At 57.7% G+C, this 16,895-nt stretch carries 12 protein-coding genes, 4 tRNA genes and 1 pseudogene; 13 read left to right on the forward strand and 4 right to left on the reverse strand.

Annotated features, from left to right (window positions below):
- Positions 1 to 31 precede the first annotated feature (31 nt).
- A complete protein-coding gene (gene rdgC / locus ACYZT2_RS10090) occupies positions 32 to 952 on the reverse strand; it encodes a recombination-associated protein RdgC (RefSeq protein ID WP_052967943.1) in 921 nt (306 codons plus the stop codon).
- Positions 953 to 1,112: 160 nt separating this feature from the next.
- On the opposite strand from rdgC, the gene ACYZT2_RS10095 reads away from it, so the two are divergent.
- The 5 genes from ACYZT2_RS10095 to ACYZT2_RS10115 all read left to right on the forward strand — a co-directional run bounded on the left by ACYZT2_RS10095 (position 1,113) and on the right by ACYZT2_RS10115 (position 3,215).
- A tRNA-Val gene (locus ACYZT2_RS10095) sits at positions 1,113 to 1,188 on the forward strand.
- 18 nt (positions 1,189 to 1,206) lie between these two features.
- A tRNA-Asp gene (locus ACYZT2_RS10100) sits at positions 1,207 to 1,283 on the forward strand.
- Positions 1,284 to 1,470: 187 nt separating this feature from the next.
- Positions 1,471 to 1,546: transfer RNA gene (locus ACYZT2_RS10105), tRNA-Val, on the forward strand.
- A 19-nt stretch (positions 1,547 to 1,565) separates the two neighbouring features.
- A tRNA-Asp gene (locus ACYZT2_RS10110) sits at positions 1,566 to 1,642 on the forward strand.
- Positions 1,643 to 1,856: 214 nt separating this feature from the next.
- Complete coding sequence (locus ACYZT2_RS10115; protein ID WP_461971775.1) at positions 1,857 to 3,215, forward strand: hypothetical protein; 1,359 nt, start codon at positions 1,857 to 1,859, stop codon at positions 3,213 to 3,215.
- A 9-nt stretch (positions 3,216 to 3,224) separates the two neighbouring features.
- On the opposite strand, the gene ACYZT2_RS10120 is transcribed toward ACYZT2_RS10115, so the two are convergent.
- Both ACYZT2_RS10120 and ACYZT2_RS10125 read right to left on the reverse strand, forming a co-directional pair.
- Positions 3,225 to 4,361 (reverse strand): catalase family protein, encoded by a 1,137-nt coding sequence (locus ACYZT2_RS10120; protein ID WP_461971777.1) that lies wholly within the window; start codon positions 4,359 to 4,361, stop codon positions 3,225 to 3,227.
- A 3-nt stretch (positions 4,362 to 4,364) separates the two neighbouring features.
- On the reverse strand, positions 4,365 to 6,197 hold the full coding sequence (locus tag ACYZT2_RS10125) for a di-heme-cytochrome C peroxidase (RefSeq protein ID WP_461971779.1): 1,833 nt from the start codon (positions 6,195 to 6,197) through the stop codon (positions 4,365 to 4,367).
- Positions 6,198 to 6,466: 269 nt separating this feature from the next.
- On the opposite strand from ACYZT2_RS10125, the gene ACYZT2_RS10130 reads away from it, so the two are divergent.
- From ACYZT2_RS10130 to ACYZT2_RS10165, 8 genes and pseudogenes are all read left to right on the forward strand, one after another.
- Complete coding sequence (locus ACYZT2_RS10130; RefSeq protein WP_217858043.1) at positions 6,467 to 7,180, forward strand: FKBP-type peptidyl-prolyl cis-trans isomerase; 714 nt, start codon at positions 6,467 to 6,469, stop codon at positions 7,178 to 7,180.
- A 293-nt stretch (positions 7,181 to 7,473) separates the two neighbouring features.
- Positions 7,474 to 7,929, forward strand: coding sequence for a YkvA family protein (locus ACYZT2_RS10135; protein WP_461971781.1), 456 nt, complete (start codon positions 7,474 to 7,476; stop codon positions 7,927 to 7,929).
- 115 nt (positions 7,930 to 8,044) lie between these two features.
- Complete coding sequence (locus ACYZT2_RS10140) at positions 8,045 to 8,386, forward strand: helix-turn-helix domain-containing protein (protein WP_461971783.1); 342 nt, start codon at positions 8,045 to 8,047, stop codon at positions 8,384 to 8,386.
- Positions 8,383 to 8,754, forward strand: coding sequence for a hypothetical protein (locus tag ACYZT2_RS10145; protein WP_007898892.1), 372 nt, complete (start codon positions 8,383 to 8,385; stop codon positions 8,752 to 8,754). The genes ACYZT2_RS10140 and ACYZT2_RS10145 overlap by 4 nt, the downstream gene beginning before the upstream one ends.
- The gene (locus ACYZT2_RS10150) at positions 8,755 to 9,162 is read left to right on the forward strand and encodes an SEL1-like repeat protein (RefSeq protein ID WP_461971785.1); all 408 of its coding nucleotides are present in this window, start codon (positions 8,755 to 8,757) and stop codon (positions 9,160 to 9,162) included.
- Between the two features lie 239 nt (positions 9,163 to 9,401).
- The gene (locus tag ACYZT2_RS10155; RefSeq protein ID WP_461971787.1) at positions 9,402 to 14,075 is read left to right on the forward strand and encodes an RNase A-like domain-containing protein; all 4,674 of its coding nucleotides are present in this window, start codon (positions 9,402 to 9,404) and stop codon (positions 14,073 to 14,075) included.
- A complete protein-coding gene (locus ACYZT2_RS10160) occupies positions 14,065 to 14,376 on the forward strand; it encodes a contact-dependent growth inhibition system immunity protein (protein WP_461971789.1) in 312 nt (103 codons plus the stop codon). Before ACYZT2_RS10155 ends, ACYZT2_RS10160 begins: the two co-directional genes overlap by 11 nt.
- 349 nt (positions 14,377 to 14,725) lie before the next feature.
- Positions 14,726 to 14,806 (forward strand): annotated as a pseudogene (locus ACYZT2_RS10165) (short-chain dehydrogenase); the annotation flags it as partial.
- Between the two features lie 171 nt (positions 14,807 to 14,977).
- Here ACYZT2_RS10165 and ACYZT2_RS10170 read toward each other — a convergent pair.
- Positions 14,978 to 16,768 (reverse strand): bifunctional diguanylate cyclase/phosphodiesterase, encoded by a 1,791-nt coding sequence (locus ACYZT2_RS10170; protein WP_461971791.1) that lies wholly within the window; start codon positions 16,766 to 16,768, stop codon positions 14,978 to 14,980.
- Positions 16,769 to 16,895: the final 127 nt, after the last annotated feature.

Raw genomic sequence — 16,895 nt, forward strand, 5'->3', positions numbered from 1 at the left:
GGCTCGCTCCCACAGTAGGCATCACACGTCTTTAAATACCTTGCGGCGTCTCTTCACCACCCAACGCTTCAACCATCGATGGCAGGAAGTCGCCGAAGGTCAGCATCATCAGAGTGAAGCTGGCGTCCAGTTGGCCCAGGGCTTCGTCGCCACCGTCCTGTTCCGCCTGATCTTGCAGCAGGTCTTCGAACTTCAGGCGCTTGACCACCATTTTGTCGTCGAGCACGAACGACAGCTTGTCCTGCCAGGCCAGCGACAGTTGAGTGACCACTTTGCCGGTGCTCAGGTGCAGCTGGATTTCTTCGCTGGTCAGGTCCTGACGCTTGCAGCGCACGATGCCGCCGTCTTCGTGAGTGTCGCGCAGTTCGCACTCGTCCAGCACGAAGAAATCATTCGCGGCTTTCTGGGTGGTGACCCATTCGGTCATGGTGGCGGTCGGCGACATCTTCACCGTCAACGGACGCACTGGCAGTGAGCCGATCACTTCGCGCAGGGTAGACAGCAGGTCTTCGGCACGTTTCGGGCTGGCCGAGTTAACCAGGATCAGGCCTTGTTTCGGCGCAATGGCGGCAAAAGTCGACGAGCGGCGGATAAAGGCGCGGGGCAGGAAGGCCTGGATGATTTCATCCTTGATCTGATCGCGTTCCTTTTTGTAGACCTTGCGCATTTGTTCGGCTTCGATCTCTTCGACCTTTTCCTTCACCGCGTCGCGCACGACGCTGCCCGGCAGAATGCGTTCTTCCTTACGGGCGGCGATCAGCAGGAAGTCACCGCTGATGTGCACCAGCGGCGCGTCTTCGCCCTTGCCGAATGGCGCGACGAAACCGTAGGTGGTCAACTCCTGGCTTGCACATGGACGCGCCAGTTTGGTGGCCAGTGCAGTTTCCAACGCCTCGGCATCAAAAGGCAGATCTTGGGTCAGGCGATAGATAAGCAGGTTTTTGAACCACATGGGGTGAGTCTCTCCTTTATACAAAGGGGGGCATTATTGTCCTCCGTGTGCCATAGGCCAACCCTTCTCTAAGCCTTTGGAAGGCCTGAGAAAATTAATTAAAAAAGTGCTTGCCAGAGGTTGGGTCGCTCCGTAGAATGCGCGCCACACCGAAAGTGAAGGGTGATTAGCTCAGCTGGGAGAGCGTCTGCCTTACAAGCAGAATGTCGGCGGTTCGATCCCGTCATCACCCACCATTCGCTTTAGTGTTACGCGCAGCGGTAGTTCAGTCGGTTAGAATACCGGCCTGTCACGCCGGGGGTCGCGGGTTCGAGTCCCGTCCGCTGCGCCATATTAGGTAACCTGGAACGCTGAACGCCAGGTCACCACGGAAAAGCCCGCTAACGCGGGTTTTTTTCTGTCTGAGGTTCCTGCAGGGTGTGTCGTTTTACCGGTTTTCAGATTTTTTTGATTTTTTATCAATTAAATCAACACTTTATGAAAATCTGTGGCACAATGCGCCCCGCAACGAAGGTAAAGGGTGATTAGCTCAGCTGGGAGAGCGTCTGCCTTACAAGCAGAATGTCGGCGGTTCGATCCCGTCATCACCCACCACTTACTTTCAACGCTACGCGCAGCGGTAGTTCAGTCGGTTAGAATACCGGCCTGTCACGCCGGGGGTCGCGGGTTCGAGTCCCGTCCGCTGCGCCATATTCGGTATCTGGAACGCTGAACGCCAGGTACCACGGAAAGCCCGCTTAATGCGGGCTTTTTGCTGTCTGGGATTTGGCAATTCAGCACTGCATAGGGGTGGATATATATATGTAGTGCCTGACAGGCAATTTTCTTTCGAATAATGGGTCGCGTTCTCCATGATCTGTATGGGTTATGGAGCCATTATCAATATCTATCGAGAGATTCTTGCATGATGTCTACCCCCACCGACGTTGCGGCTGATTCCGCCTCTGCCAATACAGCTCCTGAATTGAACCGGGCTTTTATAACCGCCAATGACGCCGCAGCCCATTTGCATGGGTCGCTGAAAGGTCGGCGAAACTCTGAATATGCTGGCTTCATTCTGAAAAACCAGGACGGGTACTTCTTTTCCGCCACTGAGATCATTGGCGGTGGTTTCGCAAAAGATCCGAATCTTCCGCTAGCCGTGCTCCTTGAGCCGGACGGCAGGTTTGTGGTTCCTGATGGATACACCCTCGAAGCGCGTTTCATTTCTCATGTCGATGTGGTGAAAGGGCAAGAGGAAAGTTTAGTAGAGCGGATTCAGCGACAGTATTTTTTCACCATTTCCGATTTGTTCGCTGTGATGACTCGTCGACGAAAATTCTCCAGCTGTTATCTCTCAGGAAGTGATGGTTGCCTCATCTCATATGTATCGAGGAACTCTGAATTCGAGCAAGAGTTGTCGTCCCAATTTTCTAGAGCTCCAGATGGCACAAGCAAGATGTTCGAGCGGCTATACACACGAGGTGAAATACCAAGCAGCATTCTGATCTTATTGGCCGTGGCGGCGGGTGAGCTGACCGCGGTGATCCCTGGTGATCTTTGGAGGCGAAGGGGGCGACTGAATGCCAGTTGGAGGAAGGATATACTGCAGCAAAACCCGCCGATAGAACTGATGCCTGTTTGCGGGCCTATCTTTAAAGATGCCAAGGGTGCTGCTTATTATGCCCACACTCAAATGGCTGAGTTTCGGAAAAAATCGCCAGTCAAACAATATTCAGGCGTTATTCTCAAGCACAAAACGAAGGGCGTTTTTGTTGCCACCGACCCAGTGGATAGTGATTACGCCAACTTCAGCCGGGAAACTCTCTTTCCCAAGGACCACAATGGTAATCCACAGATCCCGGCAGGTTTTCGGGTTTACGGCATCTATCACTCAATGAGCCCAGTCCCCGATAACCGATTACCTTCGACAGAAGTTGAACGCTATAAAAACTTTTTCACTCCCTCGGACATGAGAGTCGGCCTGGACCGGATTGTCGCAGCGCCTAATCAACGCTTGTTTCTATCCACACCCGATGGGGCGGTATTGCGCTTTGCCAGCACCGAGAGTGGGAAAGTGGCGGAGTTACTTGCAAGGCTTACGTCCCAGGAAGAGGGTAGTCAGGACATTGAGCAGCAAATAATTGACGGTGACATGAGTCCACAGAAATTTGTCGATCTGGTGGCCGGTGCCGGAACGTTGAGTGTTCTTTATTCGAGCAAAACCTGGCCCCGTATCGGTCAGGTTCACGCGCCTGTTGCCACTGTAATCGTTGAAGCTTAAGTAACGAAACTATCGTTCACCATTGCGGCTGTGTCGGTAATCGCTCACCGCTTCGTACACCGCTTTACGCAGGCGGTTTATCCCGCCGATGGGGCGGTGGGCTTCAAGGCCGAACCATGGGTTGAACGACTGATTGTCGCATTGCAGGTTCAGCGCCGGGGTGTCGAAATCCTGGGCAGACAGTTTGATTCGGGCCACGGTTTCGAAGGGCGCATCGCGTTCACGCCACTCGATGCTGGTGTCTTCGATCGGCATGTACTTGCCCGCATTCTGGCGCTGGATCTGCAAGACGAAACACGCCGGCACCCGGTCCGTCGACAACTGCTGGTTCAGCGCATTGCGCAGGAAGTTCGGCAGGTTGTGATTTTGTGTGGGCAGCGTATAGACCGGGCAACTATCAGGATCCGGCATTACCCGGAATTTAACGTTGGTTTCACCAAACTTGTACGGCGAAACCGAAAAGTAGGTGGTCTGGGTCGGGCTTGCCGGGGCGGGGGAGAGTGTTGCCAGCGCAATAAACAGATGGCGAACCTGCCAGGTGCGCGGGTCCCAGCCTGGGAAGAACGCCATCGCCTTTTTGCCGTCAGCCTGAGCGGCCACATTCTGACGATACTCGGCGACATCGCTGACAAAGAAGTTCGGATGATTGAACATTACGAAATCCTGTTCGCTGTGTCCTTGTCGGTCACTCAGCAGCTGTTTACCAGGCACATCGAACAGTTTGATCGCCATACCCCGAGCATCGCGGATGCTGTCGAACTGCGGATACGCATTGCCGTTGGACAGCCGCATCGTTGCTTGCCAGGTTTTGCCGGGCTCGCTGAACACGCCTCGACGTAACTCCGCCGCCAGATCCGGCAGCACCTGAACCTCGGCCTTCACGCAACCATGGGCCTTGGCATGGGCATCGCGCAGGTAGCGGGTGCTTTCACGGTGTTGATCGACGATACGCACGGCTGTCTGGATGATGTCCTGGGTCATTGCCGCTTCGCCGTCCGGAATCAGTTCTTCAGCCGATACCGGGCCGCGATGCTGCCAGGCAGACCAAGCCATGAGCAGCGCCCAGCCGAGCAGGCCCAGACCCAACAACCACAGCAGGGTTTTGCCAAGGAAGGCGCCCAGGCGCAACCAGAGAGTGATCAGCATGGGTCAATCCTTTTGACTAAGAAGGCGGTCTGGCAATTGCAACTCCATCGGGCCGCCCAACACTTTCAGGTATTCCAGCAGCGCCCAGCGTTCCTCCGGTTGCAGCAGACGACCAATGACGCCGTTACCGCGCTCACCTGCGCGGAACTCGTGGCCGCTGTTGTGATTACCGGTGATACGCGTGTCGAACACAAAACCGTTGGTGAAGGCTTCGGTGCGATAGCCCAAATGCTTGGGATCGTATTCGAAGGTGCCCTTGTAGAACGTGGGCGCGCGTTCACTTTGTGGCGAGAGTAATTGATAAATGCTCGGTACCGAACCGTTGTGCAAAAACGGCGGCGTGGCCCAGACGCCCGCCAGTGGTCGGGCCTTGTAGCTGCGCAATTCCTGAACGCCGATAGGCAGGCCGAATCCGTCCAGGTTCGGACGCTCTGCGGGTGTCACATTGGCTTCGCGGTACGCCTGGTTGCCCACGAAAGCAGTGACGTAAGCCAGTCCCTTGGCCACGGACAACTGGCTCATATCCAAGGGTTCTGTGGGTGTTGGGTGCAGTTGTACGTCCAGCTGCGCAAGCTCCGCCGGATCCCACTGCAAGGCCGTCAGATCGAAGCGATGATCGGCAATGTTGTTGGCGGCGCCGGGGTCTGTGCCAATCACCTCCACCGGCAGCAATTTCAGATGTTGCACGGGTCTGCCGTCGCTTTGGGTGACGCGGGGGACATGACACCCGGCGCAGTTTTCAGCGAACAGTTCACGGCCTTTTGCGGCCAAGGGCTTGTCGATGTTGCCCAATAGGGCTTCCGGCCAGGCGGGCGGTTTGAGTCGCTGCAGGGTTTCCTCGATCCGGTGCAGATCGCGCACCCGCACGCTGGACGGGTAGCGGTCGTCGCCCTTGAGCGGCTGTCCGCCGCTGTCGAAGAAATTCAGCGTGGCGCCCACACCCAAGGCCTCGCCGATATTGCGGGCCATCGGTTGCTGCGCCGAACCGTTCCACTGCACCCAGTCGAAGGTCCACATGTCCCACAGTTGCGGGTAGTCCACCGGCGCGTTGGCCACGCGGTAGTTGGCGGGTGAAATCGCGTCGCCGAAGCTGGCGTTGGCAATACGTCCGAAGGCATCGGTGCGGCCGGGGCCTTCCTCGGTGGGATAGAGCCCGCGATGAGTATCGTTCCAGGCCACTTTCAAGAACGTATCGAGGGACACTTTGAAGTCTTTGCGCAGCTGTAGATGCCGTGCCTCGTAGTCCTGGCCCAGAACGTTGCGTGCGAAACGTTCGAACTTCCAGGGGTTGTAGTAAGTCGAGGTCAGACTGGCGACCAGCGCTTGTCCGAAACTGCCGCCTCGCAGCGTAGGAACGCTGGACGGCAACACATGCTGTGCTGAACCGCCGTCGATGCGCACGGCCTGGCCATTGAAGCGCAATTCGCCGGTGTGGCAGGCGGCGCAGGTAATGTCCAGAAACTCGTCCTGGCTGCCGGGGTTTTGATGACGGGCAAACCCGACGGGCAGGTTACCCGGGTTGTTCGGCGTGGCTTTCTGGCTGGGGTCGATCAGAAAACCAAAGCGTGCGAGGTATTCAGGAGCGGCGAATCGTTTTTGCGAGAAGGGCAATTCCAGAGCGTTGAACCAGTCATAACGCAAGCCTTTGACCTGAGTACCTTGAGGTGTGAAGTGGTAAGCCTGGCGGTCGGCGGCGCTCCATTGCTCCAGGTAATTCACCTGTTGCACCGGTGACCAAACCGGCAATTTCGGGTTGGCGACGTAATACAGCACCATGGCGAGGCCTAGCCCCAGTAATACGGCGATCAGAATCAGCAAGCGGAATATGAGGCGCAAGATAAACATCCTTGTCAATTTGTAGCTCTCTTATGCCTCAGCTCGCGAAGTGCGGCAAGAGGCCATTACGCCAGAGGCTGTGGGAACCGGCCCTTGAGTCTGTAAGCGCCAAATGACAGAAGCTTCATCCTTCTATAGCCGAAATGCGTTTAAACACCTGAACTTATCAGACGTTTCCTGCTCTCATGCCGGTAGCCATTGGTCGTGGCGGCCTGATAAGCTCGCGGCTTTACTCGATTGCCCTTTAGGCGCATGAACAAGGAAATAGCATGAAACAGCATCGGTTGGCGGCGGCGGTGGCCCTGGTTGGCCTGGTACTTGCGGGTTGTGATTCGCAGACCAGCGTAGAGCTGAAAACCCCGGCGCAAAAAGCTTCCTACGGTATCGGCCTGAACATGGGCAAAAGCCTGGCTCAGGAAGGCATGGATGACCTGGATTCCAAAGCGGTAGCCCAGGGCATCGAAGATGCCGTCGGCAAGAAAGAACAGAAGCTGAAAGATGAAGAGTTGGTTGAAGCCTTCGCTGCACTGCAAAAGCGTGCTGAAGAGCGTCTGACCAAGATGAGCGAAGAGTCGGCAGCCGCCGGCAAGAAATTCCTCGAAGAAAACGGCAAGAAAGCGGGTGTCACCACCACGGCTTCCGGCCTGCAATACGAAGTGGTCAAGAAAGCCGATGGCGCTCAGCCTAAGCCGACCGACGTAGTGACTGTTCATTACACCGGTAAATTGACCAACGGCACCGTTTTCGACAGCTCCGTCGAGCGCGGCAGCCCGATCGATCTGCCGGTCAGCGGTGTGATTCCGGGTTGGGTCGAAGGCCTGCAACTGATGCACGTTGGCGAGAAGTACAAACTGTACATCCCTAGCGAACTGGCTTACGGCGCTCAAAGCCCAAGCCCGGCGATTCCAGCCAACTCGGTGCTGGTATTCGACCTGGAGCTGCTGGCCATCAAGGATCCAGCCAAACAAGACGCCACCAAGTAATTCGCGTCTGCTCTAAAAACAACGCCTCGCTATGCGGGGCGTTGTTGCATCTGGCGTTCAGTGGAGGTAAACAAAGCGAACGGATGCGGTACGCTGAAGTCATAGCCAGTGAGGGCGCTCGAGCTAGACGGGCCAGAACGCCAAGTCAATGAAATCTTGGGTTTTTTTATGTGAGTAAAAAACGCCCGATCTGAGTCAGGCCCTTATGAAACGGGGCTTTCAGCGATGAAATGCAGCTCTGTTCACAAGGTTATCCACAATTTGTGTGGATAACATTTCAGCAGGAGGAACAAATGAAAACGCCCTGGAATTTCGCTCGTTTCCTGCCTCTGGCCGGACGCCTGCTCGCCCGTGGTCGTTTGCCGACCCTGCTGTTCGCGGTTGCCAGCAAAGGTGCCAGCCAGGGTTATCGTCTGGGCAAGCTCAAAGACGATCTGCGCCTGTTGCAGGCACTCTGCCTGGCTTACTGGCGTGGCGAATACCGGGCCATCAGCCCCAAAGCACTGCTTTCGGTGGTGGCCGCCCTGATGTATTTCCTGAGCCCCCTGGATGTAATCCCGGATTTCATCCCGATGTTGGGCATGCTCGACGACATTGCCGTGCTGGCCTGGTTGATGAAAGTCCTCGATGACGAGCTCAACGCTTTCCGCGCCTGGCGCAAGCGTCAACTGCCGGAGAAGCTCGCGGTAGTCGAACGTTTGCCTGATACCCCCGAACAATTACAGCTGCAGGGTCCGAAAAAAAACTGAGCCAATTCAGAATCCCCCCGATATTCATACCCCCCCGCGACCTTGGCCGCTGTTAGGATTACACTTCTAAGGAAAAGCGCCGACTCGCTAAGTGTCGTTGTCCTACGGGGTAGTCATGGATATTCAGATAATTACACGCGAAGGCGAACCCGAATATGCGGTTCTGCCATGGGCTCAGTATCAGGCTCTACTGAAAGCAGCAGGCATCAAGCAACAACCACCGCGTGACGCCACAGTGCCTCCCGCGGCGGCACCAGACCAGATTCTTCCGGGTCTGGATCAACTACGCAGTTTGCGCGAAGGGAAGGGCATCGCCATTGAGGCGCTGGCCCGCACGGTAGGCATCAGCCCGTCATATCTTGCCTTGATCGAAAGCGGTGAGCGTCAACCCGACGCTGCTATTCGCCGCAGCCTCGCCTGGGAATTGACGGTGCCAGGATGGAGGGATGAATCGTGAGCGTACGCATCAGTCGTCAACATTGGGATGGATTGTTGGGGGAGCTGGATCAGGCGCGTCGTCAGCGCCATCTTTTGACTTATCGGGCGTTGCTGGAGCGTTTGCAGCTACCCACGCCGGCCATGCAAACGTTGACCGCAGCCCTTGAACATCTGGCCGCGCTGGATGCCAGAGCCGAGCAGCCGTTGCGCAGCTCGTTGGTGATCAGCCAGGGCGCCAGCCGCTTGCCGCGCACCGGCTTCTTCGAATGTGTCGAGCGCCTGGGGCGGTTCTCCGGACCGTCCGATGGCGTGGCTGCCGCGTCCTGGCATGCCTCGGAAGTGGTGCGGGTGTTTGAATACGAGTACCCCGAGTCGGCGGAAGCCTGAGTGTTTTTACGACTCAAGGCGCGGGCCAGTTACTGGCTGGCCCGCCGGTTGTTCCACTGGTCGTGGTTTGTGCGTCAGCCGCGAGGCTGGAGCTGGCTCGAAGGCCAGTTCGCCCGCATGGCGAACCTGGGTGATGTCGGCGCCCAGAGCTTCTACGGCCACATTCTGACCTTTCGCGGCGTCGGTCTTGGGGCTCGCGAGGAAGGTGTGCGATTACTGCGCCTGGCCGCGTTGGCGGGGGATGGCAAGGCGGCCTATCAGGTTGGCGTGATCAGCCTGGCCGGAGCGCCGAGCAAGGCGCCGGATTCGGTGGAAGCGGCTCGCTGGTGGGAAATGGCGGCGAAGGCCGGGCATCCGTTGGCTGAGATCAAGTTGAAAGAGTTGGCGTCCCGCGGCTCTGCGGATTAGATAATTGTGTGTCTGACAAATGAACGTGGCGTGAGGGAAACCTCCCGCCACGTTTGCGTTTCTGCGTGCTTGCTGATTAGTGGAGTGATCATTAGCGAATCGCCCTACATCAACATCATCCTTTCCTGACTTCTTTCCTGATCGATCCCCCGCACAGTCCCCGCGCCTAATTTTCTGCGCGAGGGATTGCTCATGTTCGACTCCTTTTCTCCAGCAACCCCGTACTTTTCGGTGCGTTGATGGAGCACGTTACCCGCATCGAGGAGGAACTCGACAGCTTCCCAGACACCCTGACGCTCTACCGCGAACAGCTCAAGCAATGGTTCAGCCGGGCCGCCGACAACGTCAGCCACGTGGCGGATCTGCCGTCGCTGATGGGCATGGAACGGATCATCCGGTTCGCAAACTCCAGCACCGTTGTCAGCAGCGGCGATGACGAGTTTATCTCCACCGTCGTCCAGTGCCCACAAGGTGGAAAGCTCGAAATCGAGAGCAAGTTCGAATCGGTTTATGACATTCCAGTGGGGAGTATTCAGGTCGATGTGATCGCGATGGATGGCGGTAAGTCGACGCCGGTCACGCTCGATAAAAACGGCAAGGGAACATTCCGAGGGGAAGAGGGCAAGTTCTACCGCGTTCACGTTCACAACGAAGTGACGCCGGAGCAGGTTAATGAGCTTTTTTCTTCCTATGACGGCCTGACCACGGAGCTCGATAACTGGCTGCGTGAGGAATGGAAAACGTTCAAGCCGCAATGGTCGCAGCAGTCGGCGGCCGCGTCGCTGGCGGCGGTGGGCAACGGGATGTTGGCCGGGAGTTGGGCGGCGATCGAGGGTGTGTGGGACAGCATCAGCCTGCTGTCGGACATCCTCAAGGATCCCGGTCGGTTCGCTAAGCGGTTGGGCAGCGGTGCCGATCAGTTGCGCGAGCTGGCGGAAAAATCACCGCAGGTGATGCAAAAAATCCAGCTGCTGGCCAGTGACGAAGCGGCCCTGTGTTTGCTGCTGCGAACGGCCAGCCTGTGGCTGGAAATGCTACCGCCCAGCGAGGTTGCCGGTAAAACCGCTGAAGCAGTCTCGGCGGGCGTGGTGCAATTGCTGATCGACATTCTGATCGGGATTGTCCTGACGTTCGCCGGGGCGGGTGCCGGGATCGCCTACCTGAGCATGCGTCTGGTCAACTACGGCGCGCGAATCATCAATGCCGTGGTGCGCTTCGTCAAAGCGATCTTCACGATCATCGATAGCTTTATGGGCTACGTCGACCGCTATAAGAAAGTCGCCGCGCGCGGTGTTGCGGCGGGACTAAAAAAGGGTCGCATGCAACTGCGTTGGGATGCCCGGCGCAATACGACATTGAAAAAAGACGAACCTCACGACGACGTCTCGAAACAGGCGACAAACCCCAACGGCGACAGTGCTGACTCCGCCGATAAAACCGCCACCAACAAATGCCCGGTGTCGATGGTCACCGGCGAAGAACTGCTGACCCTCACCGACGGTTCGCTGGACGGAATCCTGCCGTTCGACTTCACCCGGCTCTACCGCACCAGCGCCGCCGAGATCGATTGCGGCCTGGGCTTCGGCTGGAGTCATTCGCTCGCCCATCGACTGGAAATCGATGGCGACACCGTCCTCTGGATCGACCACGAAAACCGTCGCACCCCCTTCCCGCTGCCGAACCACGAACGCCCGGCGATCCACAACAGCCTCTCTCGCGCCGCGATTTATCTCGGCGATGATCCCGAGGAGCTGATCCTCGCCCAGGCCGGCGACGACACGCGCTTTTACCACTTTCATAACGGTCGGCTGACGGCGATCAGCGACGCGTACGACAACCGCCTGCGCATCAGCCGCGACCGTCAGGAGCGCATCCAACGCCTCGACAACGGCGCCGGCCGTGCCTTGCTGTTGCGCTATGACCGCGCTCATCTGATCGCTGTCGACTATCAGGTTTTTGTCCCGGCGCAGACCCTTGATGAGGCCTGGCACACCGAGCAAACGCTGGTCAGTTACCGCTACGACGAACGCGCTCAACTGATCGAAGCGAGCAACGCCGCCGGGGAAAGCGAGCGTTACGACTACGACGACCGGCACGTGATCCTGCAGCGGCAATTGGCCGGTGGCGCGAGTTTCTTCTGGGAGTGGGAGCGGTCCGGCAAGGCGGCACGATGCGTCCGACACTGGGCGTCGTTTTCGCAGATGGGTGCGCGCTACGTCTGGGATGACCGGGGCAGCGTCACCGTCCAGAACATCGATGGCAGCCAAGAGGTTTATGTCCACGATGATCGGGCGCGGCTGGTGCGCAAGGTCGAACTGGATGGTGGCGAACAGCTCAAGGCCTATGACGATCAGGGCCGGTTGATTGCTGAGCAGGATCCGCTGGGGGCCGTCACTGAATACCGCTACGACGAAGTCGGGCGGTTGGTGGCGCTGATTCCACCCGAAGACGAGCCGACGGCCTACGAGTACCGCAACGGTTTCCTGCATGCGCGCTATCGCGGCAAAGCGGTGTGGACCTATCAGCGCAATGCGCAGGGGGACGTCACCGAAGCCACCGATCCCGACGGGCAGGTCACCCATTATCACTACGACGCTCAGGGGCGTTTGCTGTCGATCCGCTACCCGGACACCAGTCGGCAGGTGTTCGTCTGGAATGCCTTGGGGCAGTTGCTCGAAGAGACCTTGCCGGACGGTGGGCAGCGGCGCTTTTCCTACGATGCGCTGGGGCGGCAGATTACCCGTCAGGACGAACACGGTGCCGTCACCCGTTACCAGTGGGACGCCGTCGGCCGACTGCTCCAGACGACGTTGCCTACCGGCGCCAGCCGCGGGTTCAGCTACAACGCCTACGGCCAGATCACCGCCGAGCGCGATGAACTGGGCCGCGTCACCCGTTACGAATACGCCGACGACCTGCACCTGGTCAGCCGCCGGATCAACCCAGACGGCACGCAACTGCGTTACCGCTACGACAACGCGCAGCTGCTGCTCACGGAAATCGAAAACGAATCCGGCGAGAAATATCGGCTGGACTACACGCCCAACGGCCTGATCCGACAGGAAACCGGTTTCGACGGCCGCCGTACCGCGTACGCCTATGACCTCAATGGGCACCTGCTGGAGAAAACCGAGTTCGGAGACGACGACTCGCAGCTGATCACGGCTTATGCGCGGGACTCAGCCGGACGGTTGCTGACCAAGACCCTGCCCGACGGCATCCAGGTCGGCTACCGCTACGACTCGTTGGGCCGACTGACCAGCGTCGACGATGGCCACGATCATCCGCTGGAATTCGAATACGACCAGCAGGACCGCCTGATCATCGAGCATCAGGGTTGGGGCACGTTGCGTTATGCCTACGACGCCTGTGGCCAGCTCAACCGTCTGCGCCTGCCGGACAACAGCAAACTCGATTACCACCATGCCAAGGGGGGCGCGCTGACCGCCATCGACCTCAACGGCGCGCGGCTCACCACTCACCAATTTGCCTTCGGTCGCGAACAAAACCGCCAGCAAGGCCTGCTGCTCAGTGAATACGCCTACGACGACCAGGGCCGTTTGAAGGCCCATGCCGTCAGCCAACAGCAAAAAAAACTTTTTCGCCGCGACTATGCCTACAGCCTCAACGGCAACCTCGACCACATCGCCGACACCCTACACGGCCAACGCAATTACCAATACGACCCGCTCAACCGCCTGACTCGCGTGCGCCACACCCGCGACGACCCACCGGAAAGCTTCGCCCACGACCCGGCCGGCAACCTGCTGATGCAGGACCGCCCCGGAGCCGCGAAGGTGCTCGGTAATCGCCTGCTCATGCACGGCGACCGTCATTACGACTACGACGCCTTCGGCAACCTGCTCCGCGAACGCCGCGGCACCGCGCAGAAACTGGTCACCGAGTACCGCTATGACTGTCAGCACCGACTGGTCGGCGTCACCACTCCGGACGGTCGTTGCGCCAGTTACCGCTACGACGCCTTCGGCCGTCGCATCGCCAAAACCGTCGACGGTAAAACCACCGAATTTTTCTGGCAGGGCGACAACCTCGTCGCTGAAAGCAGCAAAGAGCATTACCGCAGCTACCTCTACGAGCCGGGTAGCTTCCGTCCACTGGCGATGCTCGACGGCAAAGGCCCGAAAAAGGCCTGCCCGTTTTACTACCAACTCGATCACCTCGGTACGCCGCAGGAACTGACCGATTTTGGTGGTGAGATTGTCTGGTCGGCTAAGTACAACGCTTACGGCAAAGTCACGCACCTGGCGTTGGGCGGGGGCGAGCAACTTGAGCAACCGTTGCGGTTTCAGGGGCAGTACTTCGATGCCGAGAGCGGTCTGCACTACAACCGGCATCGCTACTACAATCCGGATGTCGGGTGGTACCTGACGCCGGACCCGATCAAGTTGGCGGGTGGGCTGAACCAGTACCAGTACACGCCGAATCCGACGGGGTGGGTTGATCCGTTGGGGTTGGCATGTCTACCGTGCCCCGGAGATATAGAGGCTGATGGGCCGTTCAGCGAAATTGTTCCAGGCGGAGGTTTGGCTGCGCATGAGGCTCAAGGTGGACATCTTATTGCGAAACATATTGATCGGACCGAAGCACAGTTGCGAGACAGGCTCAAAGCAGAGCCTCATATTCCAATCGCATCGACGTTTCCTAATCGGACTGTCGCAGAGGCCACAGTTTCAAACGTCATGAATGAAAACAAAAAATTAATTGATGAGTTTATGAAAGGAAAGACACGCAAACTCGTTATTACACAACCAATGTCGGCACCGGCAGGGATTGGAGTTGTTCGTCACAGTGGAAAACTTGAACCGTTATCCGTTGTAAAATTAATACTTCAGAGAACGACAAACTCGCCGTCTGGCTACATCATATTAACGGGGTATGCAAGTGATCGATAATTCGTTTTCGCAGCTTTATCAGTTCTTGGGGGCCTATTTTAATGAGGACTGGATGTGTGAGTCCGACATTGCTGATGATGTTGTTAGGTCTTTCTTATCTGACTCAACAGTTGAGACAATTTTTAGAGTGAAAAATGAAATTGCTGCTCTGCTTGAGATGCATATGGCTGAGCTTGAGTTGAGAGAGTTTCTGCTTAAAAACATGGGCTGTTGTTACTGTTACTGGCACGAATGGGAGTCAGGGGAAGTATGGTTACGCCATATCGCTGACAGATTGGCTAGTCGACTTGATCATCCTTGATGACAAATGGTTGTGAAGTTTCCGGACAACGTCGTCGGAGATTTCCTTCAAGTTGTGCGGTTTGCATGAACTGGTATGCGATGCTCTTCATCGATAGTCTTGGCCTGTCACTGCAAATTCAGTGACAGGGCGTGGAAGCCCTTCTATCGTTAGGCGCATCAAGCGCCACCAGTTCGGCGTTTTTTATCGTCTGTGTTTTATGGTGGCTGTGCGCGGGGCGCTTTCGAGTGCGCCGGGTGCCTAACGTCCTGGTCTTCCACACCTGCGTACAGCCGCCACCTATTGCGTGGAAGTGATTTCTGGCGGCTCCAATCCATACGTTAGGAATCAAACAATGACAGCGATTACCGCCTTGCTCTGCGCCATTCCTCTGCGCGATGGCTGCGATGTGCTGGATGTGATTGGGCGGCGGTTGCGGGCTCGGCCTTAGGAGTAGCGCCACGCGGCTTTTTGTGGCGAGGGAGCTTGCTCCCGCTGGGCTGCGCAGCGGCCCCAAAACCTGACATCCGGTTTTTTCAGGCATACCGCAGTGTTTGGTTTGGCGACTGCTGCGCAGTCGAACGGGAGCAAGCTCCCTCGCCACAAGAGCAAGATCAAAAGATCACCGATGACCTGAGATCAGTGCCTCTTCGACGACTGGCACCGCCAGGCTATCAATCACATGCACGCTATACCCCGGCACATTCTTCGCGTGGTGTTTGGCCTGTGATGCCATTTCCGCCAATTGGCTCGCATCGAGTTGTCCGCAGGCCTGTGGATGCAAATGCACCACTCCGATGGACAGGGACAGCAGTGGAAATTCCTGTCTTACGCCCTGGCGGTTGGGGGCGATGAAGCAGCCGGCTTCCAGGTGTTCGCTGCGGTAAAAGCGTCGGCATTGGCTGTGGAAGTCGTCCAGCAGTTGATTCAGGCGTTTGCGCCAGTCTTCCGGGCCGAGGACCAGCAGGAAGTCGTCGCCGCCGATATGGCCGACGAAGTCGCGGGATGGGTCGACGCGGTCGTTCAGGCATTGCGCCAGGCACAGTAGGACTTCATCCCCGCGACCGTAGCCGTAGATGTCGTTGAAGGGTTTGAAGCTGTCGATGTCCACGTAGCAGATCACCGATTCCCGTTCCTGTTGCAGCAGGCGTGTCAGGCATTGCTGGATCGGTACGTTGCCCGGTAGCAGGGTCAGGGGGTTGGCGTAGCGTGCTTGCTGGATTTTCAGTTCGGTAATCAGCTTGAGCACGTCGATCACTCGACCCAGTCCCAGATAACCGCCGTTGAGGGTGATGATGAAGTCCTCTTCAATGCGCTGGCGGGCGCGGCTGGTGATCAGGCGGCTGACCTGTTGCAGCGACTGGCTCAGCTCCACGGCGAGGAAGTCGTCGCTCATCAAGCGGCTGATGGGTTTGCGGGCGAACAGGTCGGTGGCAAAGGGCTTGAGCAGGGCGTCCGAGAGCGAATGACGGTGAACGATGCCGCAGGGCTGGCCCTGTTCGTCGAGCACCGCCAGGGAGTTCAGGTTGGCCTGGCGACGGAAGGCTTCCAGTACGGTGGCGGTGGGGGTGTCGCTGGCCACCGCCGGTTGGTCGTTGAGCAGGGCGCTGAGGTCACTGACTTCTTCGTTCAGTATCGCGGCGACGCTGTTTGGTTTGGGTATAAAAGTTCGGGCATCGCGGGGCGGATGCTCCTGAGGCCGGCAGAGCAGATAACCTTGCAGCAGATCGACGCCCATTTCGGTCAGCACGGCGAGTTCTTCCGGCAATTCGATGCCTTCGGCGATCACTTTTGCCCGGGAAGCCTTGGCGATCTGCAGGATCGAGCCGACAAACTCACGCTTGAGCGCGTCCTGGTGAATGCCGTCGATAAAGTGCCGGTCGATCTTGACGTAATCCGGGCGCAATTCAGACCAGAGCCGCAAGCTCGAGTAACCCGCCCCCAGATCATCCAGCGCAATGGAAAAGCCCATTGCCCGATAGTGATGCAGAGCGGTTTGCAGCAACTGGAAATCGTCGGTCGGGGTCTGTTCGGTGAGTTCGATCACCACCTGGCTCGGCGGTATGCCGAAATCCTGCAGCAGTTGCAGGGTGCGTCCGGGTTGGTGGGCGGCTTCGAGCAGGGATTCCGGGGATACATTGAGGAAGAGTTTGCCGGGCAGTTGCTGTTCATTGAAACGACGGCAAGCACTTTGACGGCAAGCGATTTCCAGCTCGCTGAGGCGACCGGCCTGGCGCGCTACCGCGAACAGGGCGATGGGGGAGTGCAGCGGACTGTTGGAGGGGCCACGGCTGAGGGCTTCGTAACCGATGATGCGTCGTTCAGAGAGGGAAATGATCGGCTGGAACAGACTGTGCAAACCGCTTTGAGTCAGTATTGAGCTCAAGGCACTCAGCTGTTCGGTCGTGGTCATGGCGTTCTCTGGCGATAAAAAAAGGACTGGGCGTGTTCTCGTTAAAGAGCACGCCCAGTCCTGTATTTCACGACAGAATGATGACTCTTTGATGACGCTCCGGGGAGCGTCAGCATTAAATTGCCAT

This window comes from Pseudomonas sp. MDT1-85, from assembly GCF_054898065.1.

Coding starts and splice junctions, on each gene's coding strand:
- ACYZT2_RS10155 (WP_461971787.1), top strand. CDS start 9,402: ATGGAGCACGTTACCCGCATCGAGGAGGAACTCGACAGCTTCCCAGAC.
- ACYZT2_RS10140 (WP_461971783.1), top strand. CDS start 8,045: ATGGATATTCAGATAATTACACGCGAAGGCGAACCCGAATATGCGGTT.
- ACYZT2_RS10115 (WP_461971775.1), top strand. CDS start 1,857: ATGATGTCTACCCCCACCGACGTTGCGGCTGATTCCGCCTCTGCCAAT.
- ACYZT2_RS10120 (WP_461971777.1), bottom strand. CDS start 4,361: ATGCTGATCACTCTCTGGTTGCGCCTGGGCGCCTTCCTTGGCAAAACC.
- ACYZT2_RS10130 (WP_217858043.1), top strand. CDS start 6,467: ATGAAACAGCATCGGTTGGCGGCGGCGGTGGCCCTGGTTGGCCTGGTA.
- ACYZT2_RS10170 (WP_461971791.1), bottom strand. CDS start 16,768: ATGACCACGACCGAACAGCTGAGTGCCTTGAGCTCAATACTGACTCAA.
- rdgC (WP_052967943.1), bottom strand. CDS start 952: ATGTGGTTCAAAAACCTGCTTATCTATCGCCTGACCCAAGATCTGCCT.
- ACYZT2_RS10135 (WP_461971781.1), top strand. CDS start 7,474: ATGAAAACGCCCTGGAATTTCGCTCGTTTCCTGCCTCTGGCCGGACGC.